The sequence below is a fragment of the Arthrobacter sp. MOO21 genome (assembly GCF_057369995.2).
This window is the reverse complement of sequence record NZ_CM170671.2, coordinates 1367647-1384838: the sequence shown is the minus strand read 5'-3', so window position 1 is coordinate 1384838 and position 17192 is coordinate 1367647. Positions and strand designations below refer to the sequence as shown.

Here is a 17192-nt window from a genome sequence, read left to right as displayed (position 1 = left end):
ACATGACCCAGACCCTCGAAACACCAGTTACCGGCACGGCCACCACCGCAGGCGCCCGCGCCCACGCCAGGGAACAGCATGGCAGGACCGCGGAGACCATGCGGTTCGTGCCGGCGGCTTCAGCGCCGGCACGCGTTCTGGCGGGAATTCCCGACGGCGTGTCCCCCGCCTGGGCGGAAACCCTCGCCTTTGGCCGCTACACCACTATGGCCCTGGCCCGCGGAACCCGCATCCGGCTTACGGACACCGCCGGTGACGCCTGCGTGCACACCCTCCTTTATCGCACCGGCGCCGTGCATGAACGGCTTAACCTCGCCGACACCGTCAAGGTCCCTTGGCAGGCCTACCCGGGCACGGGACACCCGCTCCTGTCCGACGCCGGACGCCTGATGGCCACCATCGTCACCGACACCTCCAACCGCCACGACGCCCTGACCGGCGCCACCACGCTCGCCGGCAACGCTGCAAAGTACGGTGCGGGGACCGCCCACAGTGCGTCACCCGCCGCCCGCGAGCTGCTCACCCTGGGTGCGCTCAAGAGTGGCCTGGGCACCAGGGACGTGGCGCCGTCGCTCTCCTTCTTCAAAGGCATCACTGTGGACCCCTCCGGCCGCATCACCTTCACCGGCAGCGCCGGCCCGGGAGCCGCCGTCGAACTCCTCCTCCAGATGGACGCCGTGCTGGTCCTGGCCAACACCGCCCACCCGCTGGACCCCCGCCCGGACTTCACTGGGACCACCGTGGACATCGTGGCCTGGCACGCGCCGAAGGACCTCGGGGAACTGGAAGCGGGCAGCCTCACCGGCCCGCTGGCCCCCGAACACCTGCAGGCCCTCCGCAACACCGAACACGACCTCACCGCAAGGAACGCCCGATGAACACCGCCATTTTCCCGGACGCCACCGAAACCGCGCTCGCCCCCGGCGATGTGGTCCTGGACGAACTTGTCGAAGCCCGCGGCCCCTGGTCCGCCGTGGTAGCCGCCGGCGACGTCCTGACCATCGTTGACCTGGAAGGCAACCAAGCCGTGGACTGCCTGCTGTACGCCGCGGCCGACACCACCGTGCGCTACTCCGCTCCGGCAACCATCGCCGCCCAGCAGTCGATCGTCCTCACCACGGGCTCGGTCCTTCGGGCAGACACCGGAGCGCCGCTGATGACCGTGGTGGCAGACGAAGTGGGCGTCCACGACACCATCGGCGGAGCCTGCTCGCAGGAATCCAACACCCTCCGCTACGGGCAGCACACCCGGGAACAGCATGCCTGCGTGGAGAACTTCCTGATCGAAGGTTCACGCTGGGGACTCGGCAAGCGGGACGTGGTGTCCAACATCAACTGGTTCATGAATGTCCCCGTGGACCCGGACGGCGCCTTGGGCATTGTTGACGGCCTGTCCGCCCCGGGCAAGCGCGTGGCTTTGAAGGCGGAGGTGGACACCCTGGTCCTCGTCTCCAACTGCCCGCAGGTCAACAACCCCTGCAACGGCTTCAACCCCACCCCCGTCCGCATGATCGTCACCCGGCCGGAGGCAGCCAAGTGAACAAGTTTGAAACCCTCCTGATCGCCAACCGCGGCGAAATCGCCTGCCGGATTATCGAGTCCGCCAAAAAACTGGGCCTGCGCACCGTCGCCGTGTTCTCCGAGGCGGACCGGGGCGCCAAGCACGTCCGGCTGGCCGACGAAGCGGTGCTGCTGGGACCCGCCCCGGCCAAGGAGTCCTACCTGCGGGTGGACGGGATCCTGGCCGCGGCCAAGGCCACCGGGGCCGGCGCCATCCACCCTGGCTACGGCTTCCTGTCGGAGGACGCAGCCTTCGCCGAGGCCGTCGAAGCAGCCGGCCTGGTGTTCGTGGGACCCACCTCCGAGCAGCTGCGCATCTTCGGCACCAAGCACACAGCGCGCGACGCCGCCCGGGCGGCCGGGGTGCCCATGATCGCCGGTTCCGGGCTGCTTGAGGACGTGGACGCTGCGACCGCGGCTTCCGCAACGATCGGTTTCCCGCTGATGCTCAAGGCCACCGGCGGTGGCGGTGGCATCGGCATGACGGTGTGCCGCAGCGAGGCCGAGCTGGTGGAGAGCTTTCCGCGTGTGGCCCGGCTGGCCGGTGCCAGCTTCGGAACCGCGGGAGTGTTCGCCGAACGGTATGTGGAGAACGCCCGCCACATCGAGGTCCAGGTCTTCGGCGACGGCGCAGGCCGGGTTGTCAGCCTGGGCGACCGGGACTGCTCCCTGCAGCGCCGCCACCAGAAAGTCCTCGAGGAAGCCCCCGCGCCGGACCTTCCGGACAGCCTGCGCGAAGAACTCCACCGCACCTCCCGTGCCCTGTGCGCCTCCCTTAACTACCGTTCAGCCGGCACCGTCGAGTTCGTCTATGATTCCGCCCGCAAGGAAGCATCCTTCCTCGAGGTCAACGCCCGGCTTCAGGTGGAACACCCCGTCACCGAAGCCGTCACCGGCGTCGACCTCGTGGAATGGATGCTCCGGCTGGCCCAGGGCGGCGCGGAAGCAAAGGCCGTCCTCGCCGGGGTTCCCGATGCGCTTCCCGTCTCCGGCCACGCGGTAGAGGCCCGGGTCTACGCCGAAGACCCCGCCCGCAATTTCCAGCCCAGCGCCGGCACCATCACCAACGCCGCCTACCCCTCAGCGGAGGAAGCACGGGTGGACGCCTGGGCCGAAACCGGCACCGACGTCTCCACCAACTACGACCCCCTCCTGGGCAAGATCATCACCGTCGGGGCAGACCGCGCTGAGGCTTTTGACCGGTTGGCTGCTGCGCTCGCCGGCACCCGGATTGACGGCATCGAAACCAACCTGGGCATGCTCCGCGCCGCCACCGGCCTGGACGTGGTCCGCAGCGTCCGGCACTCCACCAGCACCCTTGACCACGTGGGTGACCCGGAGCCGCGAATCACAGTGGAGCGCCCCGGGCTGCAGACCAGCGTCCAGGACTGGCCGGGCCGCACCGGGCTGTGGCAGATTGGCGTTCCGCCCAGCGGCCCCATGGACGATCTTTCCTTCCGGCTGGGCAACACGGTCCTGGGCAACCCGGAGGGTGCGCCGGGCCTGGAGTTCACCATGACCGGCCCCAGCCTGGCCTTCACGCACGCCACCACCGTCTGCGTCACCGGCGCGGAAGTGGTTGTGACGGTGGACGGAACGGAAGTGCCCGCCTGGACGCCTGTCACGGTCCCGGCGGGAGGAACGCTCGATGTGGGTGTTGCCGCCGGCAAGGGCCTGCGCGGCTACATCCTGTTCCAAGGCGGCCTGGACATCCCGGAATACCTTGGGAGCGCGTCCACCTTCACCCTGGGCCAGTTCGGCGGCCACGCCGGGCGGATCCTGCGCGCCGGTGACGTACTCCGCACGGTGAAATCCGGCGTCGAACAAACCCCCACCGCAGCGGTTCCGCTGGACAGCCGTCCCGCCCTGGCCTCCACCTGGGATCTTGCCGTGACGGAAGGCCCGCACGGCGCCCCCGAGTTCTTCCGGCGGGAAGACATCGAGGAGGTGTATGCCGCGGAGTACGAGGTGCACTTCAACTCCGCCCGCACCGGCGTCCGGCTCATCGGCCCCAAGCCGCGCTGGGCCCGGACCGACGGCGGCGAGGCAGGCCTGCACCCGTCCAACATCCACGACACCGCCTACTCCGTGGGCGCGCTGGACTTCACCGGCGACACGCCCATCCTGCTCGGCCCGGACGGCCCCAGCCTGGGCGGCTTCGTCTGCCCGGTCACCGTGGTGACTGCCGAGCGCTGGAAGCTCGGCCAGCTCCGCCCGGGGGACAAGGTCCGGTTCGTTCCCGTCAAAACCAGCCAGGCGCCGTCGGCCAAGGACCTGGGACCCGGCCGCCAGCTGGTCCTCCCGGGCGACGCGGACTGGACGTCGGATCCGTCCCTGGCAGCTCCGGCCGCCCGCCCCTTCCGTGGGGATGGCGACGACGGCGTGCTGGGCCGGGTGCCTGAAGGTTCCGGCCGACCTGCGGTCACCTACCGCCGCTCCGGCGACGACAACCTGCTCGTCGAATATGGCGAGATGGTGCTGGACCTTGGCCTTCGGGCCAGGGTGCACGCTTTGCACCAGCACCTCGAGCAACTCCGCGTCCCCGGCATCGTGGACCTCACCCCCGGCATCCGGTCGCTGCAGATCAAAGTGGACCCGTCCGTACTGTCCACCACGCGGTTGCTGGACCTGGTCCAGGAAGTCGAGGCAGGGCTGCCGGCCAGTTCCGAGCTGGTGGTTCCCAGCCGCACCGTCCGGCTGCCGCTGTCCTGGGACGATCCCGCCACCCGGGAAGCGATCGAGCGGTACATGGCAGGTGTCCGTGACGATGCTCCGTGGTGCCCGTGGAACATCGAGTTCATCCGCCGGATCAACGGCCTGGACTCCGTCAACGACGTCTTCGACACCGTCTTCAGCGCCGAGTACCTGGTCCTGGGCCTGGGCGACGTCTACCTCGGCGCGCCCGTGGCCACCCCGCTGGATCCGCGGCACCGCCTGGTCACCACCAAGTACAACCCGGCACGCACCTGGACGCCTGAGAACGCGGTGGGAATCGGCGGAGCCTACATGTGCATCTACGGGATGGAAGGCCCCGGCGGCTACCAGTTCGTGGGCCGCACCACCCAGGTCTGGTCCCGCTACGCTGACTCGGCCCCCTTCGAGCCGGGCTCGCCCTGGCTGCTGCGCTTCTTCGACCGGATCTCCTGGTACCCGGTCAGCCCGGAGGAACTGCTGGACCTGCGGGCGGACATGGCTGCCGGCCGGGGCCGTGGCGTCGAGATCGAGGACGGCACCTTCTCACTGGCCGAGCACGAAAAGTTCCTGTCGGAAAACCGCGAGTCCATCACGGCGTTCCGGGAAAAACAGGGCGCAGCGTTTGCGGTGGAACGGCAGGCGTGGGCCGACGCCGGCGAGTTCGACCGTGCCGACGCGTTGGCCGCGGTAGTGGCCCCGGTGGCAGACGAGGTAGACGTGCCGGAAGGCGGATCACTCGTCTCCGCTCCCTTTGCCGCCAGTGTCTGGAAGGTGGACGTGGCGGAAGGCGACCGCGTGGCCAAGGGCCAGCCGCTGGTTTCCCTGGAGGCGATGAAGATGGAAACGGTCCTGGAAGCACCCTCTGACGGCATTGTGCTCCGCGTCCTTCCCACCGCCGGCTCCCAGGTGGTGTCCGGCGAGGCCGTGGTTGTCCTCGGCGCCACCGCTGAATCTGCAGGGCTGGAAGAGCTGGAACTGGAAGAGGCAGCAGTATGAGCATCACGATCAGCGGCAACGCCACCCGGCGGGTCAAGGCAGCACTCGCGGCAGTTGAAGCAGTGGACCGGCCGGAAATCTGGATCATGCTCCGGAGCGCGGAGGACCTCCTGGAAGAAGCAGCCTCCATTGACGCCGCGGTGGCCAGCGGCGCGGACCTGCCGCTGGCCGGGCTCCTGCTTGCCGTCAAGAACAACGTTGACGTGGCCGGCATCCCCACTACTGCGGCCTGCCCGGGCTTCGCCTACACGCCGGAGAAGGACGCCGAAGCCGTGGCCCGGCTCCGCGCCGCCGGCGCTCTGGTCCTGGGCGCCACCAACCTGGACCAGTTCGCCACCGGGCTGGTGGGCACCCGCAGCCCGTACGGTGCGGTCCGGGACTCCCGCCGACCCGGGTTCATCTCCGGCGGTTCCAGTTCCGGTTCAGCGGTAGCCGTGGCACTTGGCCTCGCGGACATTGCCATTGGAACCGACACCGCCGGCTCGGGCCGGGTGCCGGCCGGCCTGCAGGGCATCGTGGGCATCAAACCCACCCTGGATGTTGTGTCCACCGCCGGCGTGGTGCCGGCTTGCCGGTCCTGGGACACCGTCACGATCTTTGCCCGGCACCTGGCCACGGCAGAGCTGGCCATGGGCGTGATGGCTGGAGGACCCCGCGCCTGGCCGGCAAACATCCGGCTCGCTGCCCCGGAAAGGCCGCGGGTTGCCTACCCTGCAACCCTGCCGGCGCTTCCGGAAGCCTGGGCCGCGGAATTCCACCGCAACGTGGACCGCCTGAAGGTGTTGGGCGTGGAAGCAGAGGCCATTGATTTCGACGACTTCCTCCAGGCTGCCCGCCTGCTTTACGACGGCGGGCTGGTAGCGGAGCGGTATGCCGCTGTGGGTGGTTTCCTGGACGGCGCACTCTTTCGCGGGGCCGACGGCGTGACTGACGGCAGGGCGGGCATCGACCCCACGGTGGCGGGCATCATCCGGGCAGCCGGCACTGCGCCCGCCCACCAGTACGTGGCAGACACCGCCCGCCTTGAGGAACTGAAAGGCAGGGCCATGGCCAGGCTTGAGGGCTTTGATGCCCTGCTGGTTCCCACCGCGCCGTTCCACCCCACCCTTGAAGAAGTGGACGCGGATCCGGTGGGCGTGAACTCCCTGATGGGCACGTACACGAACTTCTGCAACCTGTTCGACCTGTGCGCTGTGGCAGTGCCGGCGGGCGACGTGGACGGCGCCCAGTTTGGGCTCACCGTGGTGGGCCGGACCTTCGATGATGCCGTCGCGGCTGACATCGCCCGGAGGATCGAAACCACGCCCGCAGCACCGCAGCTCTTCGCTGCCGGGGCAGCGCCGGAGGCAAAGGCGGAAGCCCGCCACCCGTCGTCGTCCGTTCCCTGGCCGCTGGCGGCGGGTGCCGTGGCCGTACCGCTGGTAGTGGTGGGCGCGCACCGCAAGGGCCAGCCGCTGGCTCCCCAGCTGGAAGAACCGGGGGCTCTTTGGGACGGCCCTGTCCGAACGGCCGCACGCTACCGGATGGTGGCACTGGACACAGTGCCGCCGAAGCCGGGCGTGTACCGGTCCGACGACGGCGCACAGCTGGCGGGGGAACGCTGGCTTGTGTCCGAGGCGGGGCTGGGCGCGTTCCTCGCCGCCCTTCCCGAACCCATGCTGCTGGGGTCCTTGCAGCTCTCGGACGGCACCTCCGCCGTCGGATTCGCCTGCGATGCCGTTGCTGCTGCCGGCGGGGAGGACATCACCGCCTGGGGCGACTGGCTGGCGGACCGAAGCGTGCAACCGAGGCCCCGCACGGTGTGGCAGGACCTCGGGGAAGCGGCGTTGGCAGGATTCAGCCGCGGGGAACGGGGATAACGTCGGCGGCGTCCGGACGGGAATCACCGTCCGGGCGGGAGTCCCCGTCCGGACGTCCGTCCTTGAAGTAGGCGGCAATGGCCTCCACCAGTTCCTTCACTGCTGCCGGGATGGACCCGTGGAAGCACTTGGGGGAGAGCTGGAAGGTGCTGCCCGGAACCGCCGCGTGCAGCCGTTCGGCCGTCACCCGGTAGTAGCTGGGGCTCTTGCCGCCGGCCATGAAGAGGGTCCCGGGAGGCAGCACGCTGAAGTCCCGGGCGTGGTCCTTTTCGTTGTAAGCCGCGCGAAGTTCGCCCACACCGCTGGGCATCACCTGCCGGAAGATCCTGTTCACCTTCGTCCGCGACATGACCGCCATCAGGCCGGCCAGGACCGGTTCAGGGATCCTCGCCATGGCCGACCCCGGGCTGGTGGCCTGCTTCATATGCGCCAGGGCATGGCCCACCTTGCCGTTGTTGACCGCTTCCTCGAACCCGTCCAGCCACTTGGTGTCGATGCTGCCGTCGATGTTCACGGCCGCGTCGTACACGGCCAGCTTGTCCGGAACGAACGCTGTCCCGGTGAACTCCTGCACGGCGTTCAGGGCCACGGATCCGCCAAGGCTGTGGCCCAGGATGTTCCGGGCGCCGGTGGCGGTGAGGACGGTACGGACGTCCTCGATCTCCGTCGCCATGGAATAGTCGGCGGGCTGCCCGGACGAACTGCCGCGCCCCCTGCGGTCATAGACGTCAACTGCCCAGCCGTCGCCCAGGACCTTCGCCAGCGCAAGGGAGAACGGGCGGTAGATCAGGGCCGTGAGGAACGCGCCACCGATCAGCAGCACCCGCTTGTCGCCCGGCGCATCCTCGGTGCCGTAGCTGTACAAAGCCAGCCTGCCGCCGTCGTGCGTTGGAAGTACCCGTTCTTTCACCCTCCCCATCCTAGGCAGGCACGGCTCCCCGCCTCTGCCCGGTAAACTTGATGCTTGTGACTTCCCAAAACACCCCCGCGCCCAAGAACGCCCCAGAGCCCGTCGACGCCAGCGAGCAGATGCGGATCCGTATGGAAAAGCGCGCCAAACTTCTTGAGCGCGGCGCGGAGGCGTACCCCGTGGGGGTGGAGCGCACGCATTCCCTCGCCGAGATCCGGGAGAAGTACGCCCACCTCGAAGCGGATGACACCACCGGCGACATCGTGGGTGTTACCGGCCGCGTCGTCTTCGTCCGCAACACTGGCAAGCTCTGCTTCGCCACCCTGCAGGAAGGCGGCACCGACGGCAAGGCAACCCGCCTGCAGGCCATGCTGAGCCTCGCCAACGTCGGGGAGGAAGCGCTCGCCGACTGGAAGGCGCTGGTTGACCTCGGCGACCACGTCTTCATCAAGGGCGAGGTCATCTCCTCCCGCCGCGGCGAACTGTCGATCATGGCGGATTCCTGGTCCATGGCCTCCAAGGCCCTGCGCCCCCTGCCTGTGCTGCATGCGGACCTGAACGAGGAAACCCGTGTCCGCCAGCGCTACGTTGACCTGATGGTCCGCGACGAGGCCCGCGAAATGGTCTACACCCGCGCCGCCATCACCCGCTCCATCCGCGAGACCCTGTTCCGGCACCGCTACGTGGAAGTGGAAACGCCCATCCTGCAGCTGGTCCACGGCGGCGCACTGGCGCGTCCGTTCGAAACCCATATGAACGCCTTCGACCAGAAGATGACCCTGCGCATCGCCACCGAGCTGTACCTCAAGCGCGCCGTGGTGGGCGGGATCGACCGCGTGTACGACATGGGCCGCGTCTTCCGCAACGAAGGCGTGGACTCCACCCACAGCCCCGAGTTCACCACCCTTGAGTGCTATGAGGCCTGGGCGGACCAGTTCGTCATGGCCCAGCGGATCAAGGAGATCATCCTCGATGCAGCCGACGCCGTGGGTGCCGGGCGCGTCATGCAGACCGAGGCCGGGGAGATCAACCTCGACGGCGAGTGGACCTGGCTGGCCGTCTACCCCGGACTTTCCGACGCCGTCGGGCAGGAGGTCACGCCGGACACGCCCGTTGAGGTGCTTCGGGAGATCGCGGCCAAGCACGACGTCAAGGTGGATCCCAAGTGGGATGCCGAAAAGCTGGCCGTTGAACTGTTCGGCGAAATTGTCGAACCGACCCTGCTGAACCCCACGTTCGTTTACGACTACCCGCCCTCCGCGCAGCCCCTGGCCCGCCCGCACCGCGAGGATGGCCGGTTGATCGAGGCCTGGGACCTCATCATCGGCGGCATGGAACGCGGCACCGCCTTCTCCGAGCTGATCGACCCCGTCATCCAGCGGGAACGGCTCACCGAGCAGTCCATGCACGCGGCGGCCGGCGACGTCGAGGCCATGCAGCTGGACGAGGACTTCCTGCGCGCGCTCGAATATGGCGCTCCGCCCATGGGCGGCATCGGCCTGGGCATCGACCGGCTGGTGATGCTCTTCACCGGCGCCGGAATCCGTGAAACCATCCTGTTCCCCCTGCTAAAGCCCGAAGGGCACTGATCATGGAATACGTAGCAGTTCTTCTTCCCTCCCTGGTGGTGGGCCTGCTGTTCTGGTTTGCCATGAAGGCCATCTTCAATGCGGATAAAGCCGAGCGGCAGGCCGAGGCGCGTGCCCAGGCCGAAGCCGATGCGCTCCAAGCCCAGCCCACGGAGCGCCCGGGGCCCGATTCCAAATAGAAAAACCCGTGCTTTCCGCGTTTATCCCCAGGGAACCATTAGTCACTTTGACGCGTTGCCAGCCTAAGAGTCATACTTTTTTTGGGAAACATCCTGCTTTTCTGAAAACCGACTTTCCAGCAAGAGGAAGACTTTAATGGCACAGAAAGTAAACATCATCCTCGTGGATGATCTGGATGGGGGATCCGCAGACGAGAACGTTAAGTTTGGCCTCGATGGGGTCAACTACGAGATTGACCTCTCGGCAGCCAACGCCGCAGACCTCCGGTCTTCACTGGAGCGGTTTATTGGCGCTGCACGCAAGGCATCCGGCGGCCGTGTCCAGCGGGGCAAGGCACCAACCGGCGGCCGCAGCCACGACTCGGCGCAAATCCGGCAATGGGCACGGGATAACGGCTACACGGTTAACAGCCGCGGCCGAATTCAGGCCGAAATCCAGGAAGCCTACCAAAAGGCAAATTCCTAGCGACCGTCTTTAGCTGGACCGAAACCCCGCTTACCGCCGTCGGGCGGGAGCGGGGTTTTAAATTTCCCAAAGCGGGGGCGCTATGGCGGGTCCGCATCGCCTATTTCGGCTTTTTCAGGCGCTGCCGTCTTGCGGCTGTTTGTCCCCGCCGCGCCGGATGCTTCTTGGAATCTTCACCCCTGCCAGTACGTCCTGGCCGGTAACCACTGGGCGGCATCGCGGATATTCCCGCAGGCGCCCCGGTTTCCCCTGTGGCGAACACGCTCCACATCGCTGGACCGGCCACGTAGCATCAAAGTACGTCGTAGCTAGGAGTGTGGCGAAATGTTTGAGCGATTTACGGACCGTGCCCGTCGCGTAGTTGTGCTTGCCCAAGAAGAGGCACGCATGCTGAACCACAATTACATCGGTACCGAACACATCCTCTTGGGTCTGATCCACGAGGGTGAAGGCGTTGCCGCCAAAGCTCTTGAGTCCTTGAGCATTTCGCTCGACGGCGTTCGCGAGCAGGTGCAGGAGATCATCGGGCAGGGCCAGCAGGCCCCCTCCGGCCACATCCCCTTTACCCCCCGCGCCAAGAAGGTGCTGGAGCTCTCGCTGCGCGAAGCCCTGCAGCTGGGCCACAACTACATCGGCACCGAGCACATCCTGCTCGGCCTCATCCGCGAGGGTGAAGGCGTTGCCGCGCAGGTCCTGGTCAAGCTCGGCGCCGACCTCAACCGGGTCCGCCAGCAGGTCATCCAGCTCCTCTCCGGCTACCAGGGCAAGGAAACCACCGGCGCAGGAGTCGGCGGCGGACAGCCCGAAGGCGCTCCCGCCGGTTCCGTGGTCCTGGACCAGTTCGGCCGCAACCTCACCCAGGCTGCCCGCGAGAACAAGCTGGACCCGGTCATCGGCCGCGAGCAGGAAATGGAACGCGTCATGCAGGTCCTTTCCCGCCGCACCAAGAACAACCCGGTCCTCATCGGCGAGCCCGGCGTCGGCAAGACCGCCGTCGTCGAGGGCCTGGCCCAGGCGATCGTGCGCGGCGACGTCCCGGAGACCATCCGCGACAAGCAGCTCTACACCCTGGACCTCGGTTCCCTCGTGGCAGGCTCCCGCTACCGCGGTGACTTCGAAGAGCGCCTGAAGAAGGTCCTCAAGGAGATCCGCACCCGCGGCGACATCATCCTGTTCATCGACGAGATCCACACCCTGGTGGGTGCCGGCGCCGCCGAAGGCGCCATCGACGCAGCCTCGATCCTGAAGCCCATGCTGGCCCGCGGCGAGCTGCAGACCATCGGTGCCACCACGCTGGACGAGTACCGCAAGCACATCGAGAAGGATGCGGCCCTGGAACGCCGCTTCCAGCCGATCCAGGTCAAGGAACCCTCCGTGGCGCACGCCATCGAGATCCTCAAGGGCCTTCGTGACCGGTACGAGGCACACCACCGCGTCACCATCACGGACGGCGCCCTGGCCTCCGCCGCCAGCCTCGCCGAGCGCTACATCTCGGACCGCTTCCTGCCGGACAAGGCCATCGACCTGATCGACGAGGCCGGTGCGCGGCTGCGCATCCGCCGGATGACCGCTCCGCCGGAGCTCAAGGCCATGGATGAGCGCATCGCCAAGCTGAAGATGGAGAAGGAATCCGCCATCGACGCCCAGGACTTCGAAGGTGCCGCCGCGCTCCGCGACAAGGAGCAGAAGCTGATCTCCGAGCGCGCCGAGAAGGAACGCCACTGGAAGTCCGGCGGCATGGACGACATCTCCGAGGTGGATGAGGATCTCATCGCCGAGGTGCTGGCCAACTCCACGGGCATCCCCGTCTTCAAGCTGACCGAGGAAGAGTCCTCGCGCCTGCTCAAGATGGAAGAGGAACTGCACAAGCGCGTCGTCGGCCAGGACGAGGCCATCAAGGCACTGTCCCAGGCCATCCGCCGCACCCGTGCAGGGCTCAAGGACCCCAAGCGCCCCGGTGGGTCGTTCATCTTCGCCGGCCCCACCGGCGTCGGCAAGACCGAACTCGCCAAGGCACTCGCCGAGTTCCTGTTCGGCGAAGAGGACGCCCTCATCACGCTGGACATGTCCGAGTACTCCGAGAAGCACACCGTCTCGCGGCTCTTCGGTGCCCCTCCGGGCTACGTGGGCTACGAAGAGGGCGGGCAGCTGACCGAGAAGGTCCGCCGCCGTCCGTTCTCCGTGGTGCTGTTCGACGAAGTGGAAAAGGCCCACGCGGACCTCTTCAACTCGCTGCTGCAGATCCTGGAAGACGGCCGCCTGACGGACTCCCAGGGCCGCGTGGTGGACTTCAAGAACACCGTGATCATCATGACCACCAACCTGGGTACCCGGGATATCTCCAAGAGCGTCGCCACCGGCTTCCAGTCCGGCACCGACACGCAGACCGGCTACAACCGCATGCGTGCCCGCGTCACCGAGGAACTCAAGCAGCACTTCCGCCCCGAGTTCCTGAACCGTGTTGACGACGTCGTGGTGTTCCCGCAGCTCACCCAGGACGAGATCATCGAGATCGTGGACCTGTTCGTCACCCGCCTCGAGAAGCGCCTCAAGGACAAGGACATGGGCATCGAGCTGACCAAGGCCGCCAAGGTGCTCCTGGCAACCCGCGGCTACGATCCCGCCATGGGTGCCCGGCCGCTGCGCCGGACCATCCAGCGCGAGATCGAGGACCAGCTGTCCGAGAAGATCCTGTTCGGCGAGATCCACCCCGGCGACATCGTCGTCGTGGATGTGGAAGGCGAAGGCGACGACGCGAAGTTCACCTTCGCCGGTAACGCCAAGCCGCGCATCCCGGAAATCGCCCCGAGCGTCTAAGCTCCACAGCTAAAGCCCCGCCACTCCACAATGGAGCGGCGGGGCTTCGCTCTTTAACGACACCGTGGCTGGGTCCGGTGGGCTTTAGGCGAAGCGAAGGCGCCGGTGGCGGCGCGCCCCAGCTCCACCGGATCCAGCGCATCAGCGTGTCGGCTTCAGCAGGTTTGTGACGGGCAGCACAAAACGTGTTGAATCGGGGACATGGCTAATGAGAATCCGGCGATCCCGGACGAGCAACCACCCACCCCTTTCCACGACCTCGACCACTACCTGTCCATCCCGCGGGTAAGCGGCCTGGCCCTGAGCCCGGACGGCTCCCGGCTGGTCACCACCGTCAGCACCTTGAACGGCAAGGGCACCGAGTTCGCCACAGCGCTGTGGGAGCTGGACCCTGCCGGGCAGAAGCATGCCCGGCGCATCACCCGCAGTGCCAAGGGCGAGGCCGGTGCCGCCTTCGCTGCCAACGGTGACGTCTACTTCACGTCTGCGCGGCCCGACCCGGACAGCCCCGACGAGGAGCCGGTCAACGCCCTGTGGCTGCTGCCGGCCGACGGCGGCGAAGCCCGGGTCGTGCTGAACCGGACGGGCGGCATCAGCAAGGTGATCACGGCCAGGGAAGCGGACGCGGCGTTCGTGACGGCAGAGGTGCTGGCGGGTTCCGCCGATGAGCAGGACGATGCGGAACGGCGCAAGTCCCGGAAGGACAAGAAGGTCTCGGCCATCCTGCACAGCGAATACCCGGTCCGCTATTGGGACGCAGACCTGGGCCCCGGCCAGCCGAGGATCTTCGCCGTGGAAGCGGGCGAGGACAAATCGCCTGGCAAACCGGCGACGGTGGATGCGGCCGCGCCACTGGTCCTGCGAAACCTGACGCCCGACGCCGGGCCGCGGCTGCGGGAAGCGGAGACGGTAGTCAGTCCGGATGGAAAAACGGTCTACACCAGCTACACCAAACCCCTGGCGAAGGCGGACAGCCGTTCGGTGCTCGTGGCCGTGGACGTCTGCTCCGGCAGCCTCAAGGTACTGCTGGACCGGGAGGGCATGAGCTACTTTCCGGGCCCCGTCAGCCCCGATGGCCGGACGCTCGTGGTGGTCAGCGAGAGCGATTCCACGCCACAGCGGGCCCCGGAGATCAGGTTGCACCTGCTGGACGTCTCCAGTGAGGGGGCCAACGGTTCATCCGCGCTGCAGCCCCTGGCCCATGACTGGGACCGCTGGCCCAGGCCCGCTGCGTGGCTGCCGGACGGTTCCGCCCTCCTGGTGACAGCGGCCGACGACGGCGCGTCGCCGGTTTTCCGGATCAGCGTTCCGGCGGCTGCCGCTGAAGTAGGTCTCACCAGGGTGACGCAGGACGCGGCGGCCTACTCCGACGTCGTGGTTTCCCCTAAGGGGCGGCACGCCTACGCGCTGCGAAGTTCCTACGCTTTCCCTCCGGAAGCCGTGCGCATCGACCTCGCAACGGGCGAAACCACCCGCCTGCCCGCACCTGCCGAACGGCCGCGCTTCCCGGGCCGGCTGGAACGCATCGCCGCAACCGCGGCTGACGGCGCCCGCGTCCCGGCCTACCTCGCCCTGCCGGAGGGTACCTCGCCAGAGGGGCCGGCACCACTGCTCCTGTGGATCCACGGCGGCCCCCTCGGGTCCTGGAATGCCTGGACGTGGCGCTGGAACCCGTGGCTGCTGGCGGCCAAGGGTTATGCGGTGCTGCTGCCGGACCCTGCGCTGTCAACCGGCTACGGGCAGTCGTACATCCAGCGCGGCTGGGGATCATGGGGCAAAGCGCCCTTCAGCGACCTCATGGCCGTGACCGATGCGGCCGTGGAACGCGCGGACATCGACGAGACCCGGACCGCGGCGATGGGCGGCTCCTTCGGCGGCTACATGGCCAACTGGGTGGCGGGCAACACGGACCGGTTCAAGGCCATTGTGACCCACGCCAGCCTTTGGGCGCTGGACCAGTTTGGGCCCACCACAGATGCCTCGCAGTACTGGCTCAAGGAAATGACCGAGGAGATGGCGCTGGAGAACTCCCCGCACCTGCATGCGGAGAATATCGGCACTCCCATGCTGGTGATCCACGGCGACAAGGACTACCGGGTACCCATCGGGGAGGGCCTGCGGCTCTGGTACGAACTCCTGGCCAAGTCCCGGCTGGCAGCAGACCAGGACGGGCAGACCCCGCACCGCTTCCTGTACTTCCCGGATGAGAACCACTGGGTCCTCCAGCCGCAGCACGCGAAGGTCTGGTACCAGGTGGTGGAGTGGTTCCTGGCGAGGCACGTGCTGGGCCAGGAGAACGAACTGCCGGCTGAGCTGGGGATCTAGCCGGGCCGTAGGATGGCACTGTGACCGACTCCTTCCACATCCGTCCCGCGCGCACCAGCGACGTCCCCCTCATCAAGAAGCTGGTGGCGCCCCTCGCCGAGGAACGCATCCTGATGGCGAAGGAGACGGTGGCGTACTACGAAAGCCTGCAGGAGTTCCTCATCGCGGAATCCAGGGACGGTGAGGTGATCGGCTGCGGGGCACTGCACGTCATGTGGGAAGACCTTGCCGAAATCCGCACCCTTGCCGCGTCCGATGAATGGCGCGGCAAGGGGGTGGGCCACGTCCTGGTGGAAACGCTGCTGGAGCAGGCCCGCGCGCTGGGAGTTGCCCGCGTCTTCTGCCTGACGTTCGAGGTGGATTTCTTCAAGCGCCACGGCTTCGAGGTGATGGCGGACCAGTCAGCGGTTGACCCTGAGGTGTATTCCGAACTCCTCCGCTCCCACGATGAGGGCGTAGCCGAATTCCTGGACCTGGCAAGGGTGAAGCCCAACACCCTCGGCAACACCCGGATGATCCGCGCCCTCTGACCTGGTCTCCAGGCTGGCCGCAGAACAGCCACGTTTGCATTATTCGATTTGATGGATAAACTATTTCCCGGCCGGATATGGGGGGCCTCAGGAAAGGGACAGTCATTGGGGGCTGTCCCTTTGCTGCATCCCGTGCATGCGTCCGGGCCGGCGCCGGCGTTTCCCGCCAAAAATCGGAGGCCGGACGAACCTACCGTTAGCTGCCGCCGCGGTAGTAGGGTCGGACACACATCCTTCAGGAGCACAGCCAGGAGCGCACCGCCATGAAGAAACTCATCAACGATCCCAAGTCCGTCGTCCACGAATCGGTCCAGGGGTTCGGCCTGGCGCACGCCGGACTGGTGACTGTCAGCGAAGACCCCATCTACATCACGCGCAAGGATGCGCCGGTGGCCGGCAAAGTGGGGCTCGTCTCCGGCGGCGGGAGCGGGCATGAACCGCTGCATGCCGGCTACGTTGGAAAGGGAATGCTGGACGCCGCCGTGCCCGGGGCCGTGTTCACGTCGCCCACACCGGACCAGATCCTTCCCGCGACCCTCGCTGCGAACGCAGGTGCCGGCGTCGTGCACATCGTCAAGAACTACACCGGCGACGTCCTGAACTTCGAAACCGCCGCGGAGCTGGCCGAGGCGGAAGGCGTCAACGTCCGCACTGTCCTGGTCAATGACGACGTGGCAGTGGAGGATTCCCTGTACACGGCCGGGCGGCGCGGGGTGGGCGGCACCGTCCTCGTGGAGAAGATAGCGGGTGCAGCTGCGGAGCGGGGCGACGGCCTGGAAGCCGTGGTGGCCATCGGCGAGCGGGTCAACGCCAACGTCCGGACCATGGGGGTCGCGCTGACCGCATGCACGGTGCCCCACGCCGGCACCCCCAGTTTCGACCTCGACGAAAACGAGATCGAGATTGGCATCGGCATCCACGGTGAACCCGGGAGGCACCGGATCCCGATGGAGAACGCGGACGGCATCACTGACCGCCTGCTGGAACCCGTCCTGGCCGACCTGAAAATCACTGCCGGGGACAGGGTGCTGCTCTTCGTCAACGGCATGGGCGGCACCCCGCTCAGCGAGCTGTACATCGTCTACCGCCGTGCAGCGCAGGTGCTCGCGGACGCCGGAGCAACGGTGGACCGCTCCCTGGTGGGCAACTACATCACCTCACTGGAGATGCAGGGCTGTTCCATCTCGGTGCTCCGGCTCGATGACGAGCTCACCGCACTTTGGGACGCGCCGGTGCATACGGCCGCCCTGCGGTGGGGCATGTGACC

General features: G+C 67.4%; 12 protein-coding genes. 11 read left to right on the top strand and 1 reads right to left on the bottom strand.

What is annotated here, in order from left to right; genetic code table 11:
• Positions 1-2 precede the first annotated feature (2 nt).
• From AC2JAJ_RS06390 to atzF, 4 genes are read left to right on the top strand one after another with little or no spacing between them, the layout of a single operon-like run.
• Positions 3-878 carry an urea amidolyase associated protein UAAP1 gene (locus tag AC2JAJ_RS06390; protein ID WP_486416467.1) on the top strand — a complete coding sequence of 292 codons (876 nt, stop codon included), beginning with the start codon at positions 3-5 and terminating at the stop codon, positions 876-878.
• Positions 875-1540 (top strand): urea amidolyase associated protein UAAP2, encoded by a 666-nt coding sequence (locus AC2JAJ_RS06385; RefSeq protein ID WP_486416468.1) that lies wholly within the window; start codon positions 875-877, stop codon positions 1538-1540. The genes AC2JAJ_RS06390 and AC2JAJ_RS06385 overlap by 4 nt, the downstream gene beginning before the upstream one ends.
• A complete protein-coding gene (uca, locus tag AC2JAJ_RS06380; RefSeq protein ID WP_501053419.1) occupies positions 1537-5250 on the top strand; it encodes an urea carboxylase in 3714 nt (1237 codons plus the stop codon). Before AC2JAJ_RS06385 ends, uca begins: the two co-directional genes overlap by 4 nt.
• Positions 5247-7109 (top strand): allophanate hydrolase, encoded by a 1863-nt coding sequence (atzF, locus tag AC2JAJ_RS06375; RefSeq protein ID WP_501053418.1) that lies wholly within the window; start codon positions 5247-5249, stop codon positions 7107-7109. Before uca ends, atzF begins: the two co-directional genes overlap by 4 nt.
• On the opposite strand, the gene AC2JAJ_RS06370 is transcribed toward atzF, so the two are convergent.
• The gene (locus tag AC2JAJ_RS06370) at positions 7087-8019 is read right to left on the bottom strand and encodes an alpha/beta fold hydrolase (RefSeq protein WP_486416469.1); all 933 of its coding nucleotides are present in this window, start codon (positions 8017-8019) and stop codon (positions 7087-7089) included. The genes atzF and AC2JAJ_RS06370 overlap by 23 nt on opposite strands.
• Positions 8020-8069: 50 nt before the next feature.
• Between AC2JAJ_RS06370 and lysS the strand changes: the two genes are divergently transcribed.
• The 7 genes from lysS (at position 8070) to dhaK (ending at position 17190) form a co-directional block, all read left to right on the top strand.
• Positions 8070-9608 carry a lysine--tRNA ligase gene (gene lysS, locus AC2JAJ_RS06365; protein WP_221384702.1) on the top strand — a complete coding sequence of 513 codons (1539 nt, stop codon included), beginning with the start codon at positions 8070-8072 and terminating at the stop codon, positions 9606-9608.
• Positions 9609-9610: 2 nt separating this feature from the next.
• Positions 9611-9787 carry a hypothetical protein gene (locus AC2JAJ_RS06360; RefSeq protein ID WP_221384704.1) on the top strand — a complete coding sequence of 59 codons (177 nt, stop codon included), beginning with the start codon at positions 9611-9613 and terminating at the stop codon, positions 9785-9787.
• 136 nt (positions 9788-9923) lie between these two features.
• Positions 9924-10253, top strand: a complete 330-nt coding sequence (locus tag AC2JAJ_RS06355) for a histone-like nucleoid-structuring protein Lsr2 (protein ID WP_221384706.1) — start codon at positions 9924-9926, stop codon at positions 10251-10253.
• 324 nt (positions 10254-10577) lie between these two features.
• Entirely contained in the window at positions 10578-13070 is a 2493-nt protein-coding gene (locus AC2JAJ_RS06350) for an ATP-dependent Clp protease ATP-binding subunit (protein WP_221384708.1), read from the top strand.
• A gap of 201 nt (positions 13071-13271) precedes the next feature.
• Entirely contained in the window at positions 13272-15395 is a 2124-nt protein-coding gene (locus AC2JAJ_RS06345; protein ID WP_486416470.1) for a S9 family peptidase, read from the top strand.
• Positions 15396-15415: 20 nt separating this feature from the next.
• Positions 15416-15925 (top strand): amino-acid N-acetyltransferase, encoded by a 510-nt coding sequence (locus tag AC2JAJ_RS06340; RefSeq protein ID WP_221384712.1) that lies wholly within the window; start codon positions 15416-15418, stop codon positions 15923-15925.
• A gap of 263 nt (positions 15926-16188) precedes the next feature.
• Positions 16189-17190 (top strand): dihydroxyacetone kinase subunit DhaK, encoded by a 1002-nt coding sequence (gene dhaK / locus AC2JAJ_RS06335; protein ID WP_501053417.1) that lies wholly within the window; start codon positions 16189-16191, stop codon positions 17188-17190.
• Positions 17191-17192: the final 2 nt, after the last annotated feature.

What these genes read in the sequence shown, in the direction of transcription:
- AC2JAJ_RS06390 (WP_486416467.1), top strand. Translation starts at nt 3, where the DNA reads ATGACCCAGACCCTCGAAACACCAGTTACCGGCACGGCCACCACCGCA.
- AC2JAJ_RS06385 (WP_486416468.1), top strand. Translation starts at nt 875, where the DNA reads ATGAACACCGCCATTTTCCCGGACGCCACCGAAACCGCGCTCGCCCCC.
- atzF (WP_501053418.1), top strand. Translation starts at nt 5,247, where the DNA reads ATGAGCATCACGATCAGCGGCAACGCCACCCGGCGGGTCAAGGCAGCA.
- lysS (WP_221384702.1), top strand. Translation starts at nt 8,070, where the DNA reads ATGCTTGTGACTTCCCAAAACACCCCCGCGCCCAAGAACGCCCCAGAG.
- AC2JAJ_RS06360 (WP_221384704.1), top strand. Translation starts at nt 9,611, where the DNA reads ATGGAATACGTAGCAGTTCTTCTTCCCTCCCTGGTGGTGGGCCTGCTG.
- AC2JAJ_RS06355 (WP_221384706.1), top strand. Translation starts at nt 9,924, where the DNA reads ATGGCACAGAAAGTAAACATCATCCTCGTGGATGATCTGGATGGGGGA.
- AC2JAJ_RS06350 (WP_221384708.1), top strand. Translation starts at nt 10,578, where the DNA reads ATGTTTGAGCGATTTACGGACCGTGCCCGTCGCGTAGTTGTGCTTGCC.
- AC2JAJ_RS06345 (WP_486416470.1), top strand. Translation starts at nt 13,272, where the DNA reads ATGGCTAATGAGAATCCGGCGATCCCGGACGAGCAACCACCCACCCCT.
- dhaK (WP_501053417.1), top strand. Translation starts at nt 16,189, where the DNA reads ATGAAGAAACTCATCAACGATCCCAAGTCCGTCGTCCACGAATCGGTC.